The following is a 23,775-nucleotide window of genomic DNA, read 5'->3' as shown; positions in this document are numbered from 1 at the left end:
GAGATTCCCGTGACTGCGCAACCGACCGCCCATCTGCTTCCGCTGGCCGCCCGCACCCCGGCGGCCCTCGCTCAACTCGCCCGCGAGAACGTTTCCTCGCTCACCTCCATGGAGGACCGGTCACCCCGGTCACTGTGCGCCGACGCGCTCGCGGCCGTCGAGCCCGGTGACCGGTACCGGCTCGCGGTGACCGGTCACAACGCCGCCGAGCTGGCCGACCGCCTCTCGGCGTATGTGGACGGCGGCCTTGTCCGTGAGGTCTCCGCCGGGACGGTCGCGGACGAGCCGTTGCGGATCGCCTTCCTGTGCAGCGGCCAGGGTGCACAGTTCGCCGGGATGGGCATGGACCTGTACCGGTCCGAACCCGCCTACCGTGAGGCCTTCGACCGCTGTGCCCAGGCCGCGGCGCCGTATGTCAAGGTACCGCTTGCCGAGATGCTCGAGGCGGGATCCCGCCTGGGCCCCGAGATCCATCGCCTCCCGCACGCGGCGCTCGCCACGTTCGCGGTCGGCTGCGGTCTGGCCGCGCTGTGGCGGGAACGGGGGGTGGCGCCGGACGCCGTCATGGGCTTCAGTTCCGGCGAGTATCTCGCGGCCCATCTGGCCGGTGCCCTCGCACTCGAGGACGCGGTCACGCTGCTGGCCGCGGAGACCAGCCTGGCCGCACGGGTCGACGACGGCGCCATGTGTGTGGTGGGCGCCGGGGAGGAGTTCGTCCTCGGGGTGCTCTCGGATCTCGCCGGGCCGGCTCCACGGGTGGGAGTGGCCGCCGTGCTCTCCCCGGAGGACGTGTCGCTGTCCGGTTCAGCCGCCGAACTGGCCGTGGTTGTGGAGCGGCTGACCGCTCTGGGGGTGCGGACGTCCGCCCTTCCCGTGCCGCAGGGGCTGCATTCGCCGCTCCAGGAGCCGTTCCTCGACGAGCTGCGATCCGCGGCGTCCGGCGTACGGGTGTCCGCGCCGCGCGTGGAGATGATCTCCACGGTGACAGGGGAGAGTTCAGGCCAGACTGCGCTGGACGATCCGGATCACTGGAGCGCTCACATGCGTGGCCCGGTGCGTTTCGACGCCGGTATCCGGTCACTGGACGCGCTCGGTGTCACGGTCTATGTGGAGATCGGTCCGGGCCGGGCACTCGCCGGTCTCGGCCCGCGCTGTCTGCCCGGCGAGGACCGGCTCTGGCTCGCCTCGATAGGCCGCAGCACGGACGGCGCCGAGGCGATGCTGCGCGGGCTCGGGCGGCTTTTCACCGCGGGTGCGCCGATACGTCCCTGAGGGCGTGCCGACAAATCCGCGAGGACGCGGGGAACGCCGGCGGCCGACGAGGCAACTGGCCGGTAATCCGGCCGACCGGCGGTACACTTACCGATAATGAGACAGGAAAGAAATGGCCGCCCGACACCCGGCCGGCCGCGCAGTGCGGACGTTTCCCGGGTAATCGTCGGCTCTGCGCTGCAACTGCTGCGGGAGCGCGGTCCGCAGGGTGTCACGATGGAGGCCGTCGCGCTCCATTCCGGTTGCGCGAAGACGACGATCTACCGTCGTTATCGCAACCGTTACGAACTTCTCCGTGCCTCGCTCGGCTTCGTCGAGGGAATTCCGGAACCGCCGCCCGACCTTTCGACCAGGCAGCGTCTTCGTTTCCTTCTCGGGCAATTCCGTCAGGGCCTCGAAGAAGTCGTGGGCCTGCGTGCGCTGGCCGCTCTCCTGCGCGGCGACGAGGACGACCCGGAATTCTCCCGCGCGTTCCGTGAGAGCGTGCTGCAGCCGCGGATCGATGTGCTGCTGACGGCTCTCCAGCAGGGGATCGCCGACGGCGATCTCCGGCCGGAAATCGACTGTCCCACGGTGGTCAGCATGCTGGCCGGATCCTTCATCGCCCGCTCGGCGATGCAGGGAACCGTGCCCGCCGACTGGGCGGACACGGTTCTCGACACGCTGTGGCCCGCCGTCGCTGCCTGATCCGACGGCGGGCCCGGGTCGGTTGGCGTCAGGACTCGGTCCGGCGCCCCGCCCTCGCGCCGGCCCCGGCCATCGCGGGCCCGATGTGCTCCGGGCGAAGGCCGACACCGATGAACATGGCAGTCCACTTGTTCAGGAACGAGAATCGGCGCACCACACGTGCCGCGAGCGGCCGTTCGACGGTGGTCTGCCGGTTCTTGGGGTACAGGTCGGCGAGCATGTGGACCTGGGCCAACTGGACCGCTCGTACGGGAAGTTCGCGGCGTCGCTGCACCTTGTTCAGGTCGCGCCGGTCCGGAGCGCGCCCGGCGCGCAGCACGGGCCCCAGAATGCGGGCGGCGGCGACCGCGTCCTGAACGGCCAGGTTGATGCCCACGCCGCCGGCGGGGGACATCGCGTGCGCCGCGTCCCCGATGCACAACAGGCCCGGCCGGTGCCAGGTCCGCAGCCGGTCGACCCGTACGGTGAGCAGCTTCACGTCGTCCCAGCTGCCGATCTCCTCTGACATCCGCGCGCCGAGATCGGAGTTGACCGCGCTCACGTCGGCGCGGAGCCGCTCGATTCCCTCGTCCCGCACCTTTTCGTAGGCACCCTGCGGGATCACGTAGGCCATCTGCCAGTACGTACCGCGGTCGATGGTGATCAGCACGAAGCCCTGCCCGGTGTGCAGGAAGGTCAGCCGTTCGTCGGGCAGCCGGCTGATTCGGAACCACAGCACGTCCATCGGCGCCTGGCTGACGGACGGCTGGAGACCGGCAGACCCGCGCATGGCCGAGTGCCGGCCGTCCGCGGCGATCACGACGTCCGCGCGCAGTTCCATCGGACCGTTCGGCGTCATGGCCCGCACGCCGAGCACCTCGTCGCCGTCGCGGACCAGTTCGGTGGCCTCCGCCTTCTGGATGAGCCGGAAGCCGGGGTACTGGCTGCCCTTCCTTGCCAGAAAATTGAGGACGTCCCACTGCGGCATGAAGGCGATGTACGGGTGCTTGCCGCCGATCTTGGAAAAGTCGGCGAAGTCCGTGCGCCCGGCCGGGGTTTCCACGCTGATGGTGGTCACCTTGCTGTGCGGCAGGGCGAGGAACTCGTCGATCCAGCCGAGTTCCTCGATGAGCCGCAGCGTCGACGGATGGACGGTGTCCCCACGGAAGTCCCGTAAGAAGTCGCCGTGTTTCTCCAGTACGACGACCTCGACGCCCTGCCTGGCGAGCAGCAGGCCTGCCATCATGCCGGCAGGACCACCGCCCACGACGACGCAGCGAGTGTATTCGGTGTGCACCGCGATGACTCCTGAGAGTGGGAGGAGGAGGGGCCATGCGCCTGGTCACCCCGGGCGCACGGCTCACAGGTAGGCGCAGCCGTGGTGAGGGTCAGTGACCGGCGACGGCGGCCATCTGCGCCGTATCGCCGCTCAACTGCATGTCACGGCTTCTGATCAGCGGAACCACCGCCACGGCGCCGGCGAAGGCGACGATCGCGGCGAAGACGAGGATCGAGTTCAGCCCGTCGATGAAGCCGGCCTGAGCTGCCTGGGCGAAGATTCCGCGCTCCTGGGGCGGAAGTTCCCCCACCGCCTTGCCTATCTGTCCCGAGGACACGGCGTGGGCGAGGCCGTCGGCGCGGTCGGCGAGCGGGGTGCCCGCCAGCGCGCCGGACACTGAGTCCTTCACCCGCTCGGCGAACACGGCACCCATGACGGCCACTCCGAGCGCGATGCCCAGGGAGCGGAAGGTGTTGTTGAGGCCCGAGGCCACGCCGGACCGCTCGGAGTCGACCGCGCCCATCGCCGCCGCCACGACGTTGGGATTGACGAGGCCGACGCCGAGGCCCGTGACCAACTGACCCGTCAGCAGCGCCGTCCAGTCGTCGGAGGTCTCCAGCCCGCCCATCAGGAGCAGCCCGACGCCGATGAGGGCAAGCCCGCCCGAGACCAGCCAGCGGGCGGGCACGACCGAACCGGCCCGGGCGGCGAGCGCCGAGGCGACGAAGATCGACAGGGTGAGGGGGAGCAGCCGCAGCCCGGCCTCCAGGGGCTCCAGTCCCAGCACCGTCTGCAGATACAGCGTGAGATACAGCAGCAGGGCGAAAGCGGTGGAACTCATCGCGAGCACGCCGAGGCTGGCGCCGGTGGTGGTGACGCGGCCGAAGACGACGCCGGGGAGCATCGGATTGCTGCGGGTCCGTTCGATCCACACGAACAACGCGAGGGCCACCGCGGCGGTGATGAACGCCGTGACGACCTGGGTGCTGCTCCAGCCCGCCTCGTTGGCACGCAGAAGCGCGAAGGAGAGGGCACCCAGGGCGGTGCTGAGGGTGAGGAATCCGGGCCAGTCGACACGGCCGGACACCTGCGCCCGCGACTCCGCCATCCGGGTGAGCGCCCCGATCAGGGCGAGGACGCCGATCGGCAGGTTGACCAGGAAGATCCAGCGCCAGCCGATGGCCTCCACCAGGACGCCGCCGGCCAGCGGCCCGACCGCGAGGGCCGCGCCGCTGACGGCACCCCAGACTGCGAGGGCCAGGTGCCGTTCCTTGTTGCCGGGATAGGCGGCGGCGAGCAGGGCCAGCGAAGTGGCCAGCAGCGCCGCCGCACCCAGCCCCTGGAGGACCCGGGCGGCATTCAGGAACAGCGGATCGCCCGCTATGCCGCACAGCAGGGACGCGATCGTGAACAACGCCATGCCGACGGCGAACACCGCCCGCCGGCCGAACCTGTCGGCCAGCGACCCCGCTGTCAGCAGGGCCGCCGACAGGGCGACCGCGTATGCGGCGACCACCCACTGCAGATCACTGAGCGAGGCGTCCAGCGCCTCCTCGATGTCCGGCAGGGCGATATTCACAATCGTGACGTCGAGCAACAGCATGAAGCTGCCGACGCACACCAGTACGAGGGTCCACCAGCGGCTGCCGGTCATGGGGCGCTCCTCCGCGAATGATCATTTAAATACGCTACGAGGAGCGTAGCGTAATTGCCCCGACACGCGCAAGGAGAACCCAGGGGGTGGCTATGGCTCGACCGGCACGCCGTCCGGCTGTAGGGACCGGCCCATGAAGCGCTTGGCGTAGAGCGTGGTCTGCACGCGGTTGGGCGTACCGAGCTTGGCGTAGATGCGGCTGAGGTAGTTGCGGACGGTCTTGGGGCTGATGCCCAGGTGCTTGGCGATGTGTCCCGTGTCGTGGTCGTCGGCGACGAGCGAGAGGATCTGCCGCTCGCGCCCCGTCAGGTGGGACAGTGGGCAGTCGTCCTCGGGAGAACGCCCCGAGGCGATCTGCAGGATCAGCCCCGCCGCCGCGCCGGAGAGCGCCGCGCCGTCACGGTGCACCGCGAGCAGGGTCTGACGCAGCTCCTCACCGCTGATGCGGCGCGAGAGGTAGGCGTTGGCACCGGCCACGAACGCCTCCCGCATGAAGACGGGCTGCTGGTTGGAGCTGAGGATGACGATCCGGACGTGCTCCGAATCCTTGCGTATCAGCCGGGCGGCGTGGATTCCGCCCGCCCCCGCGATGCTCAGACCCGTGACAACGATGTGCGGCCGGTGCGCTCGCAGGGCCCGGATCGCCGAAGCGCCGTCGAGTGCCGTGGAGACCACGCTGAACTCGCCGAAGCTGTCGAGAAGCTTGCGTAAACCCTCGAGTACGATCTGTTCGCTGTCGACCAGGAGGACTTTGATCACTGTCATCGACGATCCCTCGGTTCGCTTGCAGAGTGGGAAATCCGACAGGACGAGGACACCTGTAAGTCCCTCCTCCCCCGTTCCGCAGTCGTTTCGTCACTGAAACGACTGTGGATGTCCGACACTACCTCCGCAGCGAACTTTGGGGCGGATCATCGACGACTTGTTTCCCGCGAGAGGGCCGGTGAAATGGTGAATTCACCATTCCGCCCTTGCTCAATTTGGTTGCGGGAGAGGGCCGGTGGCGCCAGAGAGAGCGATGTGCGGCGTGGGGCATATGCCAACTTGGTCTCAGCTGCGGCGTGTCCGTGTCCCAATCGTTGCCGGAGACCGCCGTTCCACTCGGCGGCGCAGAGTTCGGTGACTCACCGAACAGCTCAAACGCGCCTTTTTCCAGTGGAGCGTCACGTCCGGATCCGCCGGCTCGGTGTTCATGACCACCCCAGTTCGGTGTAATGCCGGCCTGCCAGGATGCCCGCGATCGCCGCCCTGGTGTAGGGCACGATCCGCGCCGGGAGAGCATGCGGGTCCCACCACTTCCAGGAGAGGCACTTGTCGGGCTCACGAAGCTGGGGCTGCCCCTCCCAGCGCCGGACGCGGAAGACCAACTGCATACGAGGCTGCCTGCCCGGCTCGTCGACGAGGTGGACGGCATGCGCGAACTCTGCGTCCTGGGGCCGGATCACGAGGCCCGCCTCCTCCCGCGCTTCACGGACGAGGCAGGAGATGGAGCTCTCCTGCTCGCAATGGCCCGCCAGGAAGTGCCACACCCTGCCGGCATAGCCGGAGTCGGGGTGGCGCAGACCGAGCAGGACCTCGCCGGCAGGGTTCTCCAGGTAGAGGTGGACACCGATGACGTTGGGGACTGTCCGGTGTGCAGCCGGTCGTGAGGCGGTGCCCGGTGCCGCAGGCCCGTGCGGGGCCGCAGTGCCCCCCTCGCGTACCGTGGCACCGCTGTGGGGCGAGGAGTGCCCTTCGGCGTGGTGGCGCACCAGCTCAAGCGTCGAGGGGCTCAGACGAAGCCGGGGCATGATCTCCGGACGGAACCAGCGCAGCATGACCCCTTCGGTCAGGCGCAGGGCGTCAGGGTCGCCGTTCCAGCGGCCTTCGTAGATCTGAACGGCGACGGTGGAACCGTCGGCGTCTGTCGCGTTCTTCACCAGGAAGGGCTCGAGCACCGGCAGAACGAGACCGGTCTCCTCCAGCAGTTCCCTCCTTGCCGTCTGCTCCAGCGACCCGTCCCCGGGCTCCCGGCCGCCCCCGAGCAGGGACCAGGATCCCGGCTCCCAGATACCGGGCACATGGTCACGCAGATGCAGCAGGTACTCGCCGGTGTCGTTGAAGATCAGCACCGATGCGTTCTCGGGCTCGCCTGTGGCCCCGGTGGTCCCCGGTCGGGTGGTGCCGGTGACGGGTGTGCCGTTGTGCGATGAAGCCAACTGGTCCTCCTGAGAGCCGGCTGCGCGGAATGCTGCCCAACTCAACGACGCGGCAGCGCTTTCGCACACATGTTTTTGAGATGTCCTGGGAAGTGTGCGGCGGCCCGCCGCCCGGCCGTGGAGCTGACCCGGTGCGTCAGGCAGACGAACGCGGCCCGCTTCGCGGCCTCGCCGACGTGGGTGACACGCCCCCGGAGCGGATCCTCGTGGACCTGCGCACCTGCGGTGGCGGGATCTCAATGGGCGGCCGGGCCACTGACGAGCCGCCGGGGCGGTTCGGACGGCACAGTGGTGAGCGGCCGGTGACAGGACGGCAACCGCCCACGGGCGAGGTGGGCACCTGTGCTGCGCGAGGGCCGCTTCGCCCCCGTGCAAGGCCGCTGACGGCTCCCGGGCGCGCCTTCTCCGCCGCCCGGGGCCGCCGAAGCCGGGGCGGGGCGCGCAGCGGGCGTCCCCCCAGCGCCGGCAGCGGCCACTGCTCCTCTGTGGAGGATGGTGCAGGGGCGATGGCGGTCAGCGCGGGCGAGGCGCCGGCCGGTGGGTGGACACCTGCCCCCGCCAACCAACCGGTCGACCGCGGGCCCGGCAGGCACCTGGAGTCGCGGCGGACCGCCCGGCCCCGGAAGTCGTGCCTACGCGGCACCGGTCCGGTGTGCCGGCGCCGGCATCACGCCTCGGCGCGGTCCAGTTCCTCGTCGAGGGCCACCGCGGCCATGATCAGCGCGAGATGTGTGAAAGCCTGGGGGAAATTCCCCAGTTGCTCGCCGGTGGGACCGATCTCCTCGGCGAACAGCCCGACATGGTTGGCGTAGGTGAGCATCTTGTCGAACGCGTAGCGGGCTTGGCCGAGTCGCCCGGCCCGCGCGAGGGCACTCACGTACAGGAAGCTGCACAGGGAGAACGTCCCCTCGTCCCCGCGCAGCCCGTCCGGTGAGGCGGCCGGGTCGTACCGGTGGACGAGGCTGTCGGCCACCAGCTCCCTGTCCATGGCGTCCAGTGTCGACAGCCAGCGACCGTCCTTGGGGGAGAGGAAGCCGACGTCCGGCATCAGCAGCAGCGAGGCGTCCAGGACCTCGCTGCCGTAATGCTGGACGAACGCCTCGCAGCGGGTGCTGTAGCCGCGTTCCGTCACCTGGTGGAAGATTGCGTCGCGAACGGCCGTCCACCGGGCGACGTCGGCCGGCCGCGCCAGCTCCGCGGCCAGCCGGATGCCGCGGTCGAACGCGGACCAGCACATCAGACGGCTGTAGGTGAAGTCCTTGCGCCCGCCACGTGTTTCCCAGATGCCCTCGTCGGGGCGGTCCCACGTGCCCGCGAGCCAGTCGAGCAGCGCGCTCAGATTCTGCCATCCGTCGTATCCGGCCAGCTGTGCCGCATCGCGTGCCTGGCTGAGTGCGAAGACCACCTCGCCGTAGATGTCCATCTGCAACTGGTCGGCGGCGCTGTTGCCGAGCCGCACCGGGGCGGAACCCCGGTAGCCCTCCAGATGGCCGAGGATCTCCTCGGCCAGGTGCGGGTCGCCGTCCACCCGGTACATGATCTGCAGGGGCTCACCCGTGGTCGTCCTGCCCGCGCGCACTCGGACGCCGAGCCAGCGACGGAAGTCGTCGGCCTCCTCGTCGAAACCGAGGTCCAGCAGCGCCTTCACGGACAGGGACGCGTCACGCACCCAGGTGTAGCGGTAGTCCCAGTTGCGTTCTCCGCCCAGCTGCTCCGGCAAGCCCATCGTCACCGCTGCGACGGGCGCACCGGTGGGTGCGTACGTCATCAGCTTCAGCGTGATCGCGGACCGATTGACCATCTGCTGCCAGCGCCCGCGGTACCGGCTGCGGCGCAGCCAGCGGTGCCAGTAGTCGTACGTGGAAAGGAACTCCTGCCAGACGCCCCGCTCGGTGAGCGGTGGAGGCGACGTCGCGCCGCTCTCGCACACGGTCAGTACGGCCGCGGCCCGCTGCCCCTCGTGGAGCACCACGTCGCCCCGCACGTCCTGCCCGTCGCGTTCCAGGTGCACCGGCCCCGCGACATGGAGGAAGGCGGCGTTGTCCGGTCCGCCGAAACGGGCGACGCCCGGCTCCAGTTCGAGGCTGTGCTCCGCGCGCCCGTAGTCGAACCTGGGACGGCACGCCAGCCGAAAGCCGATCGTGCCCCGGGTCGCGCGCATGACGCGGACGATGCGGTGCCGGTCCGCGGGGGCTTCGGCCGCGCCCAGGGGCATGAAGTCGACGACTTCGCCGACGCCCTCGTTCGTCATGAACCGCGTGACCAGGACGGCGGTGTCCGCCAGGTACAGCTGCCGGGTGGTGGCACCGGTCGCCTGCGGAGTGATCGCAAAGTGACCGCCGCGGTCATGGTCCAGCAGCGCCGCGAACATGCTGGGGGAGTCGAAGCGTGGCGCGCAGAACCAGTCGAGCACGCCTTCGGAGGTGACCAGGGCGGCCGTGCGCAGATCTCCGATGAGCCCGTGGTCCGCGATCGATGGATAACGACGCATGGCGGTCCTTTCGCCTGGTCACCCGTTCACCACGCTACGGCGGGACGGCTCGGCGGGCATGCCGCCGTTGTCGGACCAGGCCCCACCGGCTCCTCCACCGACGCCTGCGGCCGCGGCGCACACCAGTACGCCGGCCCCGGCGCACACCAGCACGCCGAGCGTGGGGTGCGCCGTCCCCAGGGGCTCCGTACGGCTGCCGCCCGGGGCCCGCCCTTCCTGGCCCTGCCGCTCGCCGTGCCGCTCGCCGTTTCACCCGTTCTCCCGTCCGGGGGTGCCGGGCAAGCCGCAGCCGCCTTCACTGTCCGTAGTCCGGTGCGTGCCTCCTCAGGAGTGCGCACGACGACTCACGGACCGTGGCGGTGATCTCGCCCCGCGGTCGTCGGGAGTACGCATGCCGTCGTCAGAGTCCCCGGCCGGGAGTGCCACCCTGACACGCCCGAAGGGCGCGCTGCGGCGCATCGGTGAGTGGTGCGCGCGCCATTTCGTGACCGTCATCGTCCTGTGGCTGGCCGCCCTGCTCGGACTGCAGGTGCTGGACCATACGCACGGCGGGGCGTATTCGGACGACTTCGCCCTGCCCGGCTCCCAGTCGCACGACGGCCTCGACGTTCTCAAGGCCCACGACCCCGCCGCCGGTGGCTACGGCGCCCAGATCGTGCTGTACGACGCCTCGAAGCCACTCACCGACGTGAGCAGCCAGGTCTCGACCGCGGTGGCGAACCTGCGGAAGCTGCCGCATGTGCTCAGCGCGCAGAACCCGCTGCCGTCACCCGGTACGGCGCCGCCGCCGACCGGGACCAAGAATGTCGGCCCGCTCTCCACCGACGGGAAGACGGCGTACATCTCCATCCGGTTCGACGTCCAGCCCTCCACACTCGAGTCGTCCTACCTGGACGGCGTGGACACCGCGGTCCAGCCGCTGCGCGCGTCCGATGTGACCGTGGAGTACGGCGGACCGCTCGGTGAACTGGCCCGTCCCGAGCCCGACGACCGCACCAGCGAGGTCATCGGATTCACCGTGGCGATCCTGGTACTGCTGGTGGGCTTCGGCAGCGTCGTGGCCGCCGTCCTGCCCTTGGTGACCGCGCTCATCGCCGTGATCTGCGGACTGGCGCTCCTGGGACTGCTGGCCGCGGCGTTCACCTTCGCCACGGTGTCGCCGACGCTCGCGACGATGATCGGCCTCGGTGTGGGCATCGACTACGCGCTCTTCCTCATCACCCGGCACCGCCAGAACCTCATGAACGGGCACGACCCGGTGACCGCGGCCGGCCTCGCGACGGCCACCAGCGGACGCGCGGTGCTCGTCTCCGGCTGTACGGTCGTCATCGCCCTCTCCGGCCTGTGGGTGTCCGGAATCAGCTTCATCGGCAAACTCGGCCTGGCCGCCGCCGTCACCGTGGTCACCGCCGTCCTCGGCGCGATCACCCTGGTCCCCGCGATGCTGGCGCTCCTCGGACGGCGGATCGACAGACTCCGGGTGCGCAGGCCCATCGCCGAGACGGACGCCGAACCCGGCGAGGAGGCCCACGGCACCTGGCACCGCTACGCCCAGCGCGTGGAGCGCCGCCCCTGGTGGTTCCTGGCGTCGGGCGTGGTGGTCCTGGCGGTCCTCGCCATCCCGCTGTTCTTCATCCAGCTGGGACACATCGGTGATGGAGCGGACCCCAAGTCCTTCACCGACCGGCGCGCCTTCGACCTGATGTCCACGGCCTTCGGGCCCGGTTCCAACGGCCCGATGACCCTTGTCGTCGATCAGACCGACGTGCCGCGGGCCGACCGCTCCGCGCTCGCCAGCGCCGTGCAGAAGGCCCTGAGCGATGTGCCGGACGCCGCCGTGATCACGCCGCCGACCGCCACCCAGGACGGCGACGTGCTCATCTCGACCGCGTACTCCACGGCCGCGCCCCAGGACGAGAAGACCACCGACCTGGTCAACCGCCTCGTGGACGACGTGCTGCCCCAGGCGGTCTCCGGCACCGATGCCCACACCTATGTGACGGGCACGACCGCCGCCCAGGTCGACTTCCTGGACATCGTCTCCAGCAGGCTGCCGCTGATCATCGCCGTCGTCGTCGGGCTCGCTTTCCTCGTCATCCTCGTGGTCTTCCGCGGCGTCCTCGTCGCCCTCAAGGCAGCCGTGCTCAATGTGCTGTCGATCGCGGCCTCGTACGGTGTCGTCGTCGCCGTCTTCCAATGGGGCTGGGGCGGCCCGGCACTCGGTGTCTCCGGCGACGTCCCGATCGAGAGCTACGTACCGATGATGATGTTCGCCATCGTCTTCGGCCTCAGCATGGACTACGAGATCTTCCTCCTGTCCCGGGTCCACGAGGCGTGGCTGCGCACCGGGGACCCGAAGGCCAGCGTCGCGCACGCCCTGGAGATCACCGCGCGCGTCATCACCTGCGCGGCGCTCATCATGGTCAGCGTCTTCGCGGCCTTCATCCTGAGCGACAACATCGTGGTCAAGATGCTGGGGCTGGGACTCGCCGCCAGCGTCCTCATCGACGCGACGATCGTCCGGCTGCTGCTCGTGCCCGCGGCCATGACGCTGCTCGGCACGGCGGCCTGGTGGACGCCGCGCCGGCTCGACCGGCTGCTGCCGCACGTGGACACCGAGGGCGAGGGCGAGATCGCCGCCGAGACCGGCACGGCGGTCCGCGTGGGACCCGGCGGTCAGGCCCTGTGACGGGGAGGTTCCCATCGGACATGGCGGCGGTCGCATGCAGCGCCGGCGGGCCGCAACTGAACACCGGGTCGGCGAGCCGGCCAGGGGCGCCGCACGGCACGTCCCGCGGCGTCGGCAACGACCCGCCCGCATGCCGGCGGCGTTCCGATGTGTGACCGCGCGGGCTGGGTGAGGTGACGTTCACACGTGCTTGACGGCGACCTTGGCGGCCACGATCAACAGGCCGAGTACGAGGTTGACGGCCGCGGCCGTCAGCACCACACGACGAGAGGCCCCGGCCCGGACCACCGCGGCGCTGGCCCAGGCGACCTGCTGGACCACAGCGACGCCGAGCGCCAGCCAGGCGGCCGCTTCGAGGTCCATGCCGAGAAGCGGACTGATCGCGACAGTGGTGGCGGGCGCGACGGCGGCCTGCGCGATGGGCCATTCGTGGGCGCAGACGTCGCGGACTTCCCGCCAGCTCGCCGGCGTGTGCAGGAACCGGTCGCCGACGAGTGTGCAGTAGGAATGCGCGGCCCAGAACACCACTCCCGTGCACAGCAGGAGCACCACCAGCTGCAGACGCGGGTACGGTCCCGGCGTGCTGGCTCCGGCGATGACCGAGGCGGACAGCAGCGAGCCGTACACGGCACCCGTGTACGGCGTCCTGTCGGTTGCGGGCGGCTGCCCGGTGTCCCGTTCCTGCCCCGCGGTGTGCCGTGTCATCTTTTTATGATCACCAAGCGGGGCCGCATCGCCGCGCCGTACTCGCGGCAGCCGGCACAAGGTGAGGAAAAGCAGACACGCACGGGCGTACCGCAGTCCGGCGCGCTGCTGCTGCGGGTGACCGTTGCGGTCGTCGAAAGGGGGCCGACGCTTGTATACGCCTCGCCCGCCGGTAACCGCACGCACGTGAGCGTCGGTCGCCGGCTTCCCGCCGCGGGCGCCTGGGCGGGCGCAGTCGGGCTGCGGAGACCGCGCCTGGGCGGGCGCGGTCCTCGCCCAGCCGCGGCGGGGGCTGCGGAAACCGCGGGCAAGGCCCGCGCCGGAGGTCCGGGCAGCGCCACCGCGATCGCACCCGGTTTGTCACCGGCGGTCGGGCCCGTCGGTCCGGCTCCCTCCCCCGGAGAGCATCTGCTCCAGGCGGTCGAAGCGTTCGTGCAGCTCGCGGACGCTGTCCTCGCTCAGGCGGTGCGCGGCCTGTTCGGCCCTTCGGGCCAGGTGCCGGCGCCGCTCCGTCTCCCGGCCGACGAACCACGTCGCCAGGGCGGCGGTGACCATGCCGTAAGTGGTGATGCCGACGACCATCACCACGGCGCCGACGACCCGGCCCCACAACGTCACCGGATAGAAATCCCCGTAACCGACCGTGGTCGCCGTTTCGACCGACCACCACAGAGCCCTTGGGTACGTCGTCAGATTCGCGCCGACAGCGCCGCGTTCGGCGACGACGACGGCCCATGAGCCGGCCACCATGGTGAGTCCCAGCACGATCGTCGCGCCACCGGCAGCCTTCGCGTGCAGCGAGTGGCCTTCCCGGCGGAGCAGGAAACCGATCGCCCTGACCATGAATGCGGGCTGCATGCTCCCTCCTCGGGGGCTCGGACGGCTACGGGGGCTCGGACGGCTACGGCGGATGTCGGCGGTCAACGCCCGAGCGGGCGAGCCCGGCAGCAGATCCTGCAGGCCTGGTCCTTGAGGCGTCCCGGCATGGTCCCAGTGTCGGAGGGAGTCCGCGCGCGGGCGCTGCGATCAGGGCATTGGAGTGGCGCGGCCCCCTGAGCTTGTTCTTCGAGGTCGCCCGTCTCGGCAACTCCTCACCGGTCCCTGTGGGACGCTTAAGGCCCTGTCCGCGCATCATGAACCCCAGCGCACTCATTGCCAGGTGCTCAGGTGCTCAGGTGCTCAGGTGCTCAGGTGCTCAGGTGGTCAGGCTCGGTCAGGTGGTCAGGCCGAAGATGGTGATGATCACCAGACAGCACACCGCCACGACAACAGCGCCCGCCACATGGACACGGCGGGAGCGCGCTCGACCGGGCAGCAGCCAGAAGGCGAACGCTCGGTTGACCAGTGGCATGAGCAACCAGGTGAGGATGCTGACGCTCAGCACGTTACTGATGAACAGAGCTATGTATCCGGGAATTCCCAGGTTGTCGAACCAGTCACCGGCCGTCAGTTCCAGGATCATCACCGTGGGATACAGGGCCAGCACCACGGACATGGCCTGCTTCCAGTTGGGCGGAATGCCTTCCTCCGTACCTTCGCCGAAGCGGAACCAGCCGCTGAACGCCGACCCGATCTTGCGTACGTCGTACGAGCGGAAGTATTCGCGTCCCTCCTCCAGGAGCTTCTCGCGGTCCTCGGAGTCGAGCCACCCCTCGAGGTGCTCGCGCGTATCGAAGCGGAAGGCGACCACCCAGCGGTCCTGCACGCCCTCCACCGGCCTGAACAACTCCGACCCCATGAAACCGGGATGCCTCTCCTGCGATTTCAGGATCTTGTCCTGCCAGCGCATGAACTCCCGCTCGCGCCCCGGCCGTACATCGTGCGAGATCACAGCCGTGACGACATCCTCGACCGGTGTCCCACCGGTGAGCACCTCTTGTGTCGGGGTTCCTTCGAACAATGGACGGCCTTCATCGAGGAGTTGTTGACGGTCGCTCGAATCCAGCCATGCGGTCAGCTGCTCAACCCCGGAGAAGCGGAATACGACGACCCACTCGTTCTCTGCTTCGGAGGCGGGCGGGTACAACTCCGTGCCCTGGAATCCGTCGAAGCGCCTCACGATCTGGTTCGTCTTCTCCTGCCACCGCTTGTAGTCGTCGTCCCGGCCCGCCCGGACCTTCTGGGAGGTCACGACCGTGGCGCTGCCGCCGGGGACCCGGCTTGCACGGGTACTCATACGGAGTAGCCTAGATCAAAAGGTAATTGCCAGACAATTGGGAGAGGCGTCCGCCGGTCCGTGAGCGGAGGATTCTGAGATGTGAGCGGAGGATTCTGAGATGGGACACAAGGAGTTCATGGCCGAAGCGGTTCGGCTGGCCACTGAGTCCGTAGTCAAGGGCTGGGGCGGGCCGTTCGGTGCAGTGATCACCAGTGATGGAGAGATCATCGCTCGCGGCCAGAACCGCGTACTCCTCACCGCCGATCCGACCGCGCACGGCGAAGTGGAAGCCATCCGCAAGGCCGTTCAGCTGTTCAATCCTGAGGCGCCCACCATCTCCGAGGAGCACCAGAACGAGTACACGCTGGAGTTGGTGCCCCGACCTGAAGGCTCAGCCGACGTCGTGCCGGAGCGCGCCCGCATGCTTCAGGGGTGCACGATCTACACCAGTGGTGCCCCCTGCCCGATGTGCATGAGCGCCATCTACTGGTCGCGTATGGACACCGTCTACTACAGCTGCGACTGGACGGCGACTCAGAAGATCGGCTTTGACGACGCCTTCCAGTACGAGGACTTCGCGAAACCCCCGGCGGAGCGGAGCATCACCCTCGAACAGCTGCACCCCGAGCTCGGGGCCACGTCCTACGAGGCATGGACGAACAAGCCGAACCGGCACCCCTACTGACGCATCGTCATCCCGGGGTGGTGCGAGCGCCGGCCATCTCGTGCCGGACCGATCAGTGAGCCCCGGGGTCGAGCTCCTGCAGGACGGCCTGACCCGCCGCACGGTGCTCGGCGGCCGCAACCGGATCCGTCTCGTCGAGGACGGTCGCGATGCCTTCGTGGGCCAGCGCTTCCGCGTGCCGGTTTCCCAGCCTCGGGGCCAGCTCCAGCGCCTGCCGGTGCAGCCGTAGGGCCTCTTCGGGGAGGCCCGCAAGCCGGCAGGTCTCGCCGTAGCCGTTGAGGAAATGGATCTTCCAGTGTTCCTCGAACAGCTCGTCGAGCAGGGCGAACGCCTCCCGGTGGCTGGCCAGTGCCTCCTCGTATCGGCCCATCTGCCGCAGCGCGACGCCCAGGCAGTTGAGGCACCACGCCTGGTTGTTGAGGTGCCCGTCCTCGCGGGCCAGCGCCAGCGCCTGATGCAGGTGCTCCGCTGCCTCGTCGGGTTCGTCGTGGGCGATGGCCACACCGAGCGTGATGCGGGCAGTCAGAGCGGGCGGCCATGCGGGGTCGGTGTGCGGGATGCCCAGCACCTCCCGGGCTCGCTGCGCCGCCTCCTCACGGTGTCCCAGCTGCAGCATCGTCCAAGCCTCCGCCGCGGTCGCGTGGGCCGCGCCTGTCGGGCAATCGGCCTGCTCGTACAGCTTCCCTGCCAGCCGGAAGAGTTCGAGCGGCTCCTCGACGTGCCCCGCGTCCCAGCTCAGATAGCCGCGGCGCAAGGCCAGTTCGGCTTCCGCCCGCGCGTCCCCCGTCCGGGACAGCCGGAGTCCGGCCGCCTCGTACGCGGCGGCTGCCTCCGCCATCCGGCCCGCGTTGTAGCGCGCAAAGCCGAGATCGCTGTGCGCCTCGGCCAGTTGCAGCGGATCGCCCAGGCGCTCGGCGGCGGCAAGCGACCGCTCGAAAAGGAAGTTGAGATGCGTCGTGCCGCAGCGCCGTGCGAAGTAGGCCCGCAGGAAGCGCGGCAGCTCACAGAGGTGCATGTCGGCCCCGACGGCGGCCGCCGTCTCGAAGGCGGCCATCAGGTTGCCGTACTCCGCGACGAGCCAGGCGAAGGCCGCGTTCTTGTCCGTGAACCGCGGCAGCTCGGCCGGGGGCCGGCCGGCGGAGGCCGCCCGACCGGCTGACAGGAACGGCATCGCGGCGTCGGCGGCGGCCGCCGCGTGCACGTAGTAGTCGAGCACCCGGCCCAATCCCCGCTCACGTTCGGTCGCCGAGTCCTGCTCCGCCGCGGCCCGGCGCGCGTGCTGGTGCACCAGGTCGTGCAGCCGGTAGCGGCCCACCGTCGGCTGCTGGACGAGGTGCGCGTCGAGCAGGTCCTCCAGCATCGCCTGGGCGCTGCGCAGCGGCACGTCCGCCAGCGCCGCCACCACGTACTCGTCGAAGGACGCCCCGGGCAGCAGGCCCAGCATCCGGAACAGGTGGGCCTGGGACCGGTTCAGCTGCCGGACCGACATGGCCAACGCTGCGCTGAATGCGGCGTCGAACTCGCTCGAGCCCTGCGCCATCCGTTCGACGAGAACGCCCACGGTCCAGCCCGGCCGGTGCCGCAGCCGTGCCGCGGCCAGCCGCAGGGCCAGCGGCAGATGCCCGCACAGCCGCAGCACTTCGGCGACGGACTCCGGATCGCGGGCCAGCCTGCCGTCGGGGCCGCCGGGGTCGCCGCTGGCACGGGCCAGCAGCTCCGCGCTCTCCTGCGGGCTCAGCACGTCCAGCGACACCGGGGGCACCTCGTCCAGGCCGAGGAGCCGGTTGCGGCTCGTGATCAGGGCGACGGAGGGGCCGGCGCCGGGCAGCAGCGGGCGGACCTGGTCGGCGTCCGCGGCGTTGTCGAGGACCACGACGACCCGTCGGCGGGCCAGTTCCGACCGCCAGCAGGCGGCCAGCTGTTCGACACCCTCCTGCGGCACCTTCTCGGACGGAACGTCGAGCGCGCCGAGCAGCGTCCGCAGCGCGGAGTCGGGGTCGAGCGGGGGCCGGCCCTCGGTGAACCCGTGCAGGTCCACATAGAGCTGGGCGTCCGGGAATTCGGCGGCGAGCCGGTGCGCGGCGTGCACCGCAAGACAGGTCTTGCCGACGCCCGCCATGCCGTCGACGGAGACCGCCCGATGGCTGTCGATCGCGGCGAACACGGCGGCGAGCCGCTCCTCGCGTCCGGTGAAGTCGGGCACCTCGCGCGGCAGATCGTTGCGGGGCATCGGCCGGACCTGGCGGCTGCTCTTCGGGGGCGCGGGCAAGGGGTTCGAGATCCGTTCCCACAGGGGACGCAGGGGGCGGGGGTCGCGCTTGACAAGGCGGCACAGCGCGACGACCGCGGGCCAGGACGGCACGGTCTGCCCGTTGAGGTAGCGCGACAGTGACGAGGAGCTGAGGCCGGTGTCCCGCGCGAGGGCCCGTACGCCGAGCCCGGACAGTTCCTGGAGCAGGCGCAGCCGGGCCGCCAGCTCGTCCTGCGGGTCGGCCTTCCCCGTCCGTTCTTCCACGTCCACCGTTCCCCCGCCTTCCCGTCCCGCTCCGACAGAACTCTCCCGGGTCAAGTAGCCGCTGGTCAAGGATGTTTCAGCTGTCCCACGGTGTCCCATCGCCATGGTCGTGGCAAGCCGGCCCGGCTGTCATGGAGTCACGCCCCGAGGGAACGGGGCACCGACCGGAAGAGGAGAACACCGATGCAGTCCCGTATGCACAACCCCGCCGTCGTGCTGTCCGGTGCGATGCAGCCCATCCAGGAGATCCTCAAGGCCGTGCACTCCGGTGGAGTGGACGGGCAGACGCTGGAGCTGGTGCACCTGCGGGTCAGCCAGATCAACGGTTGCAGCGCCTGCGTCGACGGCGGAGCCAAGACGGCCCGGAAGGCCGGAGTGAGCGACGAGCGGCTGGCCACGGTTGCCGCCTGGCGGGAGGCCCCGTACTTCACCGAGGAGGAGCGGGCGGCCCTCGCGCTGGCCGAGGCCGCGACGCGGCTGGCCGACCGTCCCGACCCGGTGAGCGACGAGATCTGGGACACGGCCGCCACCTACTTCGACGAGAAGCAGCTCGCCGCGATCGTCCTGATGATCGGCGTCACCAACCTGTTCAACCGGCTCAACGCCACGACCCGCCAGATCGCCGGTGCCTGGGGATGACGCCCGCGAACCCCGGCCGGCGGGCACGGATCCGCCGGCCGGGGCCGGCTCGTCGGTTTCCTCGCCGCCCTGCCGCCAGCCGACACCCAGCAGGCATCGAAGGCGCCATTCGTCCACCGACACCGGAGGAGTCGGCGAGCGATCTCCAGACCGTTACCGATCGGAGTCCGCTGGGGTGAAAGCCCCATGACTCCGCGCTTCGGAGCAGCCGTCGCCGCGGCGCCTCTCCAGCATGAAGATGTACCCATCAATCCGCATACCGGGAGGAAACCCGCCGTGAAGGACGCACAGAAGCCCGCCAAGAGCACCGCCGCGACCGACAAGACGTCCGAGGGGTTCACGGACGAGGAGCGAGCCGCGATGAAGGAGCGCGCCCAGGAGCTGAGGGCGTCCGCGCGCCGTGGATCGCGCGCCGACAAGGCGGCGGAGGACGAGGCCGCCGTGCTCGCGAAGATCGCCGAGATGCAGGAATCGGACCGTGCCATGGCCGAACGGCTCCACGCCGTCATCAAGGCAAGCGCGCCGGACCTCGCGCCGAAGCTCTGGTACGGGATGCCGGCGTACGCCAAGGACGGCAAGGTCCTCTGCTTCTTCCAGAGTGCGCAGAAGTTCAACGCGAGGTACGCGACGTTCGGCTTCAGCGACAGGGCGAACCTCGACGAAGGCGCCATGTGGCCGACTTCCTACGCCCTGAAGGAGCTGACCGCCGCGGATGAGGCGAGGATCGGCGCGCTCGTGAAGAAAGCGGTGAACTGAGCCCGAGGTGGGCTTTCTCCGGGGCTGCGGGCGAGGGGCCCTGCCGACCGCACTCGGTCCACCGGTCCGGCGTCGACGCGGCGAGGGGGAGTAGAACGTCACACGCGCAGGCCCGCCTCGGCGAAGTCCCCGGCGGCCTCTGCCTCCATACCGGTGTCGGTGACCATGACGTCGAAGTCGCGGACTTCGGCGAACCGGCAGAAGGTGTCGTTCCCGATCTTGCTGCTGTCGGCGAGCAGCACCCGCCGCCGCGCGCGCTGGCACATCGCCCGTTTGTCCTCCGCCTCGGCCAGGTCCGGTGTGGTCAGGCCATGTTCGACCGAGACACCGTTGGTCGCCAGGAAGGACACGTCGATGAGGAACATCCCCAGGGTGCGGATGGCGACGTCGACTTCCGCGAGCGTACGAGCCCGTACGCGGCCGCCCAGGGTGAGGACCGTGCGGCAGGTTCACCGACCCGTGGTCCCGGGCAGTGCCGCCGCCCCTTCGGGCACGCGGTGTCCGAGGTGCTTGGCGACAAGCACACAGACCGCGCCCACCAATACGCCCGCCGCGATGGCTGCCAGGTACAGGACGGGTCGGCCGATCAGGCCGATGACCCACAGACCACCGTGCGGGGCGCGCGAGGTGGCGTCCACGGCCATGGACAGGGCGCCGGTGACCGCGCTCCCGGCCATGATCGACGGGATGACCCGCAGCGGGTCGGCCGCCGCGAACGGGATGGCACCCTCCGTGATGAACGAGGCCCCCAGCAGCCAGGCGGCCTCCCCGGCCTTGCGCTCGCTGTCGGTGAAGAGCGCCGTCCGCACGACCGTGGCCAGGGCGAGGGCGAGCGGAGGCACCATGCCCGCGGCCATGACGGCGGCCATCACCTCCAGATCGCCGCTGGCCAGGCCGGCGACGCCGAAGGTGTACGCGACCTTGTTGACCGGACCGCCCATGTCGAAGGCCATCATCAGGCCGAGCAGAGCGCCCAGCAGGACCGCGTTGGCCCCGGTCAGGCCGTCCAGCCAGTCGGTGAGACCACGCTGCGCGGCGGCGATCGGCTCCCCGATGACGACGATCATCAAGAAGCCCATCACCAGGGAGGACACGAGTGGAATGCCGACCACTGTCATGACCCCCGCAGCCGCACGCGGCAGGTGGATCCTCCGCAGAGCCATCACCACCGCACCGGCGAGCAGTCCCCCCGCCAGGCCGCCCAGGAAGCCTGCGCCGGTCGCGGTGGCCAGCAGACCGGAGACCACGCCGGGTACCAGGCCCGGCCGGTCGGCGATGGCGTAGGCGACGAAGCCTGCGAGGATCGGCACCAGCATGGAGAAGGCCGTTGTACCGATCTTGAACAGCACCCCCGCGTAACCGGCGCTGTCGAGCAGCTCGGACAGGTCGGTGACTGGGGGGTAGTTCTGCCCCTGCCAGGTGCCGCCGTCCACCTTCACGGCGACCTCGGCGCCGCCGATCATGAAGGCGAGCGCGATCAGGATGCCGCCCGCGGCGACGAACGGAATCATGTAGCTGACTCCGGTCATCAACCACTGACGCAACCGGGTGGCCGGGTGGACCTTGGCGCCCTCCTCCGAGGGCGCGCCGCGCGCGGGGCCGCCGCCCGCCGCTCCACGGGCCCCTGCGGCCTCGTCGCCTCCCGCGCCTGCGCTGACGCGGTCGGCGGCATCGCCCGGACCAGTGCTCGCCGCCGTGGCCGCCGAGGATGTCGCTTCCGCGGCCTCCTGGGCCCGCGAGATGAGCTCGCGCGGGTGGTTGATGGCCTGTTTGACAGGGACGATCACGATGGGTTTGCCCGCGAACCGCGCACGGTCCTGGACCTCGGTGTCGGTCGCGAAGATCACTGCGTCGGCCGACGCCACCTGTGCGGCCGTCAGCCTGACCGCACCGGCGGCGCCCTGCGTCTCCACCACGATGTCGTGCCCGGCGTCGGCGGCGGCCTGCACCAGGGCCTCGGCGGCCATGTAGGTGTGGGCGATACCGGTCGGGCAGGCTGTGACAGCGACGATCCTCACCTTCCCCCCACCTCCTTGTTGATGAGGTCGACGACCGCCCGCGCGTCCACGGCTTGGCGCAGGGCCTGTTTGAAGGAGGCGTGCACCAGGCGGCGGGCGAGCGACGCCAGGATGTCCAGGTGCTCGGCGTCGCCGCGGGCCGGCGCGGCAATCAGGAACACAAGGTCAGCCGGGCCGTCCGCGGCGCCGAAGTCGACGCCGTCGGCGCTGCGCCCGAAGGCGAGTGTGGGCACCATGACATGGGCGGAGCGGGCGTGCGGGATGCCGATGCCCCCTTCGATACCGGTGGGCATCTGCTCCTCCCGGTCCCGCGCGTCGGCGAGAAACCCGTCGAGATCCGTGACCCGGCCGTCGGCGGCGAGCCGGGCAGCGAGGGATCGGACCGCCTCGTGACGGTCCGCGGCCCGCAGGTCCAGATCCACGAAATCCGCGGTGATGAGCTCGGGCATGATGTCAGTTCCGTTCGGAGATCAGTCGATCGGGATCGATATCCGTGTGCACGACGACAGCCGACCGGTCCAGGTCCCACTGTCCGGGCATTCCGCTGCCTGGCTCCGACACCGCGGCAGCACCCCAGGCCAGGGCCTCGGCGAGGGCGGCCGGCCCCTCGCTGAGGGCCGCCAGGTACCCCGCGAGGAGAGCAACCCCGGCACCGACGGAGCTGCGCAGTTCGGCGACGCGCTGCTCCCCGTGCAACACGGTGGAGTCGCCGACCAGCAGGGCACCGTCGGGACCGAGACTGGCCAGCACCGTCCGGGCGCCACGCGCACGCAGGATGTACGCCGCGGTCAGGGCCTCGCCGAGGGTGGTCACCGGCATCCTGGTGGCCTCGGCGAGTTCGCACCGGTTGGGCTTGACCAGATCCGGACCGGCGGACAGGGCAGCGGCGAACGGGGGGCCGCTGGAGTCGACGGCGATACGCAGCGCTCCGCTGCCGCGCAGGCGCGACACCAGGCGTGCGTAGAGGTCGACGGGGGCACCGGGCGGCAGGTTGCCGGCGAGAGCCACCCACCGGACGCCATTGGCAGCGGCACAGGTGGCTGCGGCAAGCGCGTCGATCTCGGTGGCGGAGAGCCGTGGGCCCGCCGCGTTCAGCTTGGTGACGGTGCCGTCGGGCTCCACGACGCTGATGTTGACCCGGATGCTGTCGGCGATCGGGACGGTGACCACCTCGACGCCCTCGGAGGCGAGCAGCTCGGCGAGTTGTTCGCCCTCGACGCCGCCGCAGGGCAGGACGGCCACCGTCCGGTGACCATTGGCGGCAAGCGCCCGAGAGATGTTGACGCCCTTGCCGCCCGGATCGAGACGGGTGCCGGTGGCACGGATGACCGAGCCGGGCCGCAGGTCCGGAACCTCCAGGGTGCGGTCCAGGCTCGGATTGGGGGTGAGGGTGACGATCACGCGCACCACACTCGAACCGGCGGCAGCGGGGGTGCCGGATTGCCCTCCGTCGAACGGAAACCCGACGGCCCTGTGGCGACGAGCCGCCACGGTCGCGCTGCCGAAGCGGGCGAAGCAGGCGAGGGGACACTTCGTTGACCGGCAGAACAACACTACCTCTGGCGGGTGAGAACGCAGCGGGAGCGAGTGAGAACGTGGCAGGTGGAGCCCGATCGGTTCTCCGGCCGCACACCGGTGGTTCGGGGATCCGGCGGCCTTCCCGGCGCCAAGAGCGCCGCCGGTACGGTGCGTCTGCGCTGCACGGACGGGCGTTCCACCATGCCATGGCCGGCATCTGCGCCCCAGGCGGCGGCCCAGCCGAAGTCCACTCGCGCAGCCGGGCGGGCAGCGTCTTTGAAATTCGGCCCGGCAGGACATCGACCGGTCTCCGGGGCTCGATGCCGATACGGATGGGGCCATAGCGGGCGCTCGCCGGAAGGCGAACTCGTCCACCCCCGATACTCGTGGGCCCGCTCAGCTACCACCGGGTTGTGGATCGGCCGCGGCAGTCTCCTTCGCCCGGCGGGCATGGAAAGGATCCTGCACAGTCGTGCGCCGGTCCGGCCACCCAACTCTGCGGCGACAGCAAGGAGCCCGGCTCCGTAGTCCA

Annotated in this window: 17 protein-coding genes and 1 pseudogene; 6 read left to right on the top strand and 12 right to left on the bottom strand. The window is 70.2% G+C overall.

Annotated features, from left to right (window positions below; translation table 11 throughout):
• Positions 1–9 precede the first annotated feature (9 nt).
• Positions 10–1,272, top strand: coding sequence for an acyltransferase domain-containing protein (locus ACH5AF_RS04620; protein WP_398899925.1), 1,263 nt, complete (start codon positions 10–12; stop codon positions 1,270–1,272).
• Between the two features lie 162 nt (positions 1,273–1,434).
• The gene (locus tag ACH5AF_RS04615) at positions 1,435–1,959 is read left to right on the top strand and encodes a TetR/AcrR family transcriptional regulator (protein WP_398900439.1); all 525 of its coding nucleotides are present in this window, start codon (positions 1,435–1,437) and stop codon (positions 1,957–1,959) included.
• Positions 1,960–1,987: 28 nt separating this feature from the next.
• On the opposite strand, the gene ACH5AF_RS04610 is transcribed toward ACH5AF_RS04615, so the two are convergent.
• The 5 genes from ACH5AF_RS04610 to ACH5AF_RS04590 form a co-directional block, all read right to left on the bottom strand.
• Complete coding sequence (locus ACH5AF_RS04610; RefSeq protein ID WP_398899924.1) at positions 1,988–3,235, bottom strand: FAD-dependent oxidoreductase; 1,248 nt, start codon at positions 3,233–3,235, stop codon at positions 1,988–1,990.
• Between the two features lie 91 nt (positions 3,236–3,326).
• Positions 3,327–4,871 carry a DHA2 family efflux MFS transporter permease subunit gene (locus ACH5AF_RS04605; RefSeq protein WP_398899923.1) on the bottom strand — a complete coding sequence of 515 codons (1,545 nt, stop codon included), beginning with the start codon at positions 4,869–4,871 and terminating at the stop codon, positions 3,327–3,329.
• A 90-nt stretch (positions 4,872–4,961) separates the two neighbouring features.
• On the bottom strand, positions 4,962–5,636 hold the full coding sequence (locus ACH5AF_RS04600; RefSeq protein ID WP_398899922.1) for a response regulator: 675 nt from the start codon (positions 5,634–5,636) through the stop codon (positions 4,962–4,964).
• A gap of 425 nt (positions 5,637–6,061) precedes the next feature.
• A complete protein-coding gene (locus tag ACH5AF_RS04595; RefSeq protein WP_398899921.1) occupies positions 6,062–7,069 on the bottom strand; it encodes an NUDIX domain-containing protein in 1,008 nt (335 codons plus the stop codon).
• Between the two features lie 667 nt (positions 7,070–7,736).
• A complete protein-coding gene (locus ACH5AF_RS04590; RefSeq protein WP_398899920.1) occupies positions 7,737–9,560 on the bottom strand; it encodes a glycoside hydrolase family 15 protein in 1,824 nt (607 codons plus the stop codon).
• Between the two features lie 391 nt (positions 9,561–9,951).
• Between ACH5AF_RS04590 and ACH5AF_RS04585 the strand changes: the two genes are divergently transcribed.
• On the top strand, positions 9,952–12,249 hold the full coding sequence (locus ACH5AF_RS04585) for an MMPL family transporter (protein ID WP_398899918.1): 2,298 nt from the start codon (positions 9,952–9,954) through the stop codon (positions 12,247–12,249).
• Between the two features lie 180 nt (positions 12,250–12,429).
• On the opposite strand, the gene ACH5AF_RS04580 is transcribed toward ACH5AF_RS04585, so the two are convergent.
• The 3 genes from ACH5AF_RS04580 to ACH5AF_RS04570 all read right to left on the bottom strand — a co-directional run bounded on the left by ACH5AF_RS04580 (position 12,430) and on the right by ACH5AF_RS04570 (position 15,130).
• Positions 12,430–12,954 carry a hypothetical protein gene (locus tag ACH5AF_RS04580; RefSeq protein ID WP_398899917.1) on the bottom strand — a complete coding sequence of 175 codons (525 nt, stop codon included), beginning with the start codon at positions 12,952–12,954 and terminating at the stop codon, positions 12,430–12,432.
• Between the two features lie 360 nt (positions 12,955–13,314).
• Positions 13,315–13,812 (bottom strand): potassium channel family protein, encoded by a 498-nt coding sequence (locus ACH5AF_RS04575; protein ID WP_398899915.1) that lies wholly within the window; start codon positions 13,810–13,812, stop codon positions 13,315–13,317.
• Positions 13,813–14,167: 355 nt separating this feature from the next.
• A complete protein-coding gene (locus tag ACH5AF_RS04570) occupies positions 14,168–15,130 on the bottom strand; it encodes an antibiotic biosynthesis monooxygenase (RefSeq protein ID WP_398899914.1) in 963 nt (320 codons plus the stop codon).
• Between the two features lie 100 nt (positions 15,131–15,230).
• On the opposite strand from ACH5AF_RS04570, the gene ACH5AF_RS04565 reads away from it, so the two are divergent.
• Complete coding sequence (locus ACH5AF_RS04565; protein WP_398899913.1) at positions 15,231–15,797, top strand: nucleoside deaminase; 567 nt, start codon at positions 15,231–15,233, stop codon at positions 15,795–15,797.
• A gap of 52 nt (positions 15,798–15,849) precedes the next feature.
• On the opposite strand, the gene ACH5AF_RS04560 is transcribed toward ACH5AF_RS04565, so the two are convergent.
• Positions 15,850–18,318 (bottom strand): ATP-binding protein, encoded by a 2,469-nt coding sequence (locus tag ACH5AF_RS04560; protein ID WP_398899912.1) that lies wholly within the window; start codon positions 18,316–18,318, stop codon positions 15,850–15,852.
• Between the two features lie 177 nt (positions 18,319–18,495).
• Here ACH5AF_RS04560 and ACH5AF_RS04555 point away from each other — a divergent pair, with 177 nt between their 5' ends.
• Both ACH5AF_RS04555 and ACH5AF_RS04550 read left to right on the top strand, forming a co-directional pair.
• Positions 18,496–18,951 carry a carboxymuconolactone decarboxylase family protein gene (locus ACH5AF_RS04555; protein WP_398899911.1) on the top strand — a complete coding sequence of 152 codons (456 nt, stop codon included), beginning with the start codon at positions 18,496–18,498 and terminating at the stop codon, positions 18,949–18,951.
• A 360-nt stretch (positions 18,952–19,311) separates the two neighbouring features.
• The gene (locus ACH5AF_RS04550; RefSeq protein WP_398900437.1) at positions 19,312–19,707 is read left to right on the top strand and encodes an iron chaperone; all 396 of its coding nucleotides are present in this window, start codon (positions 19,312–19,314) and stop codon (positions 19,705–19,707) included.
• 98 nt (positions 19,708–19,805) lie between these two features.
• On the opposite strand, the gene ACH5AF_RS04545 is transcribed toward ACH5AF_RS04550, so the two are convergent.
• From ACH5AF_RS04545 to ACH5AF_RS04535, 3 genes and pseudogenes are all read right to left on the bottom strand, one after another.
• Entirely contained in the window at positions 19,806–20,087 is a 282-nt protein-coding gene (locus ACH5AF_RS04545; protein WP_398900436.1) for a hypothetical protein, read from the bottom strand.
• 69 nt (positions 20,088–20,156) lie between these two features.
• Positions 20,157–22,174 (bottom strand): annotated as a pseudogene (locus tag ACH5AF_RS04540) (fructose-specific PTS transporter subunit EIIC).
• 4 nt (positions 22,175–22,178) lie between these two features.
• The gene (locus tag ACH5AF_RS04535; RefSeq protein ID WP_398899910.1) at positions 22,179–23,126 is read right to left on the bottom strand and encodes a 1-phosphofructokinase family hexose kinase; all 948 of its coding nucleotides are present in this window, start codon (positions 23,124–23,126) and stop codon (positions 22,179–22,181) included.
• Between the last annotated feature and the right edge of the window lie 649 nt (positions 23,127–23,775).

Origin of the sequence: Streptomyces sp. NPDC018833 (genome assembly GCF_044390825.1) — a bacterium.
Classification (GTDB): Bacteria; Actinomycetota; Actinomycetes; order Streptomycetales; family Streptomycetaceae; genus Streptomyces.
This window is presented reverse-complemented; position numbering and strand designations above follow the sequence as displayed.

Excerpts from the sequence above, each read along its gene's own strand:
- ACH5AF_RS04605 (WP_398899923.1), bottom strand. The coding sequence starts at position 4,871 with ATGACCGGCAGCCGCTGGTGGACCCTCGTACTGGTGTGCGTCGGCAGC.
- ACH5AF_RS04600 (WP_398899922.1), bottom strand. The coding sequence starts at position 5,636 with ATGACAGTGATCAAAGTCCTCCTGGTCGACAGCGAACAGATCGTACTC.
- ACH5AF_RS04590 (WP_398899920.1), bottom strand. The coding sequence starts at position 9,560 with ATGCGTCGTTATCCATCGATCGCGGACCACGGGCTCATCGGAGATCTG.
- ACH5AF_RS04585 (WP_398899918.1), top strand. The coding sequence starts at position 9,952 with ATGCCGTCGTCAGAGTCCCCGGCCGGGAGTGCCACCCTGACACGCCCG.
- ACH5AF_RS04580 (WP_398899917.1), bottom strand. The coding sequence starts at position 12,954 with ATGACACGGCACACCGCGGGGCAGGAACGGGACACCGGGCAGCCGCCC.
- ACH5AF_RS04575 (WP_398899915.1), bottom strand. The coding sequence starts at position 13,812 with ATGCAGCCCGCATTCATGGTCAGGGCGATCGGTTTCCTGCTCCGCCGG.
- ACH5AF_RS04570 (WP_398899914.1), bottom strand. The coding sequence starts at position 15,130 with ATGAGTACCCGTGCAAGCCGGGTCCCCGGCGGCAGCGCCACGGTCGTG.
- ACH5AF_RS04565 (WP_398899913.1), top strand. The coding sequence starts at position 15,231 with ATGGGACACAAGGAGTTCATGGCCGAAGCGGTTCGGCTGGCCACTGAG.
- ACH5AF_RS04555 (WP_398899911.1), top strand. The coding sequence starts at position 18,496 with ATGCAGTCCCGTATGCACAACCCCGCCGTCGTGCTGTCCGGTGCGATG.
- ACH5AF_RS04550 (WP_398900437.1), top strand. The coding sequence starts at position 19,312 with ATGAAGGAGCGCGCCCAGGAGCTGAGGGCGTCCGCGCGCCGTGGATCG.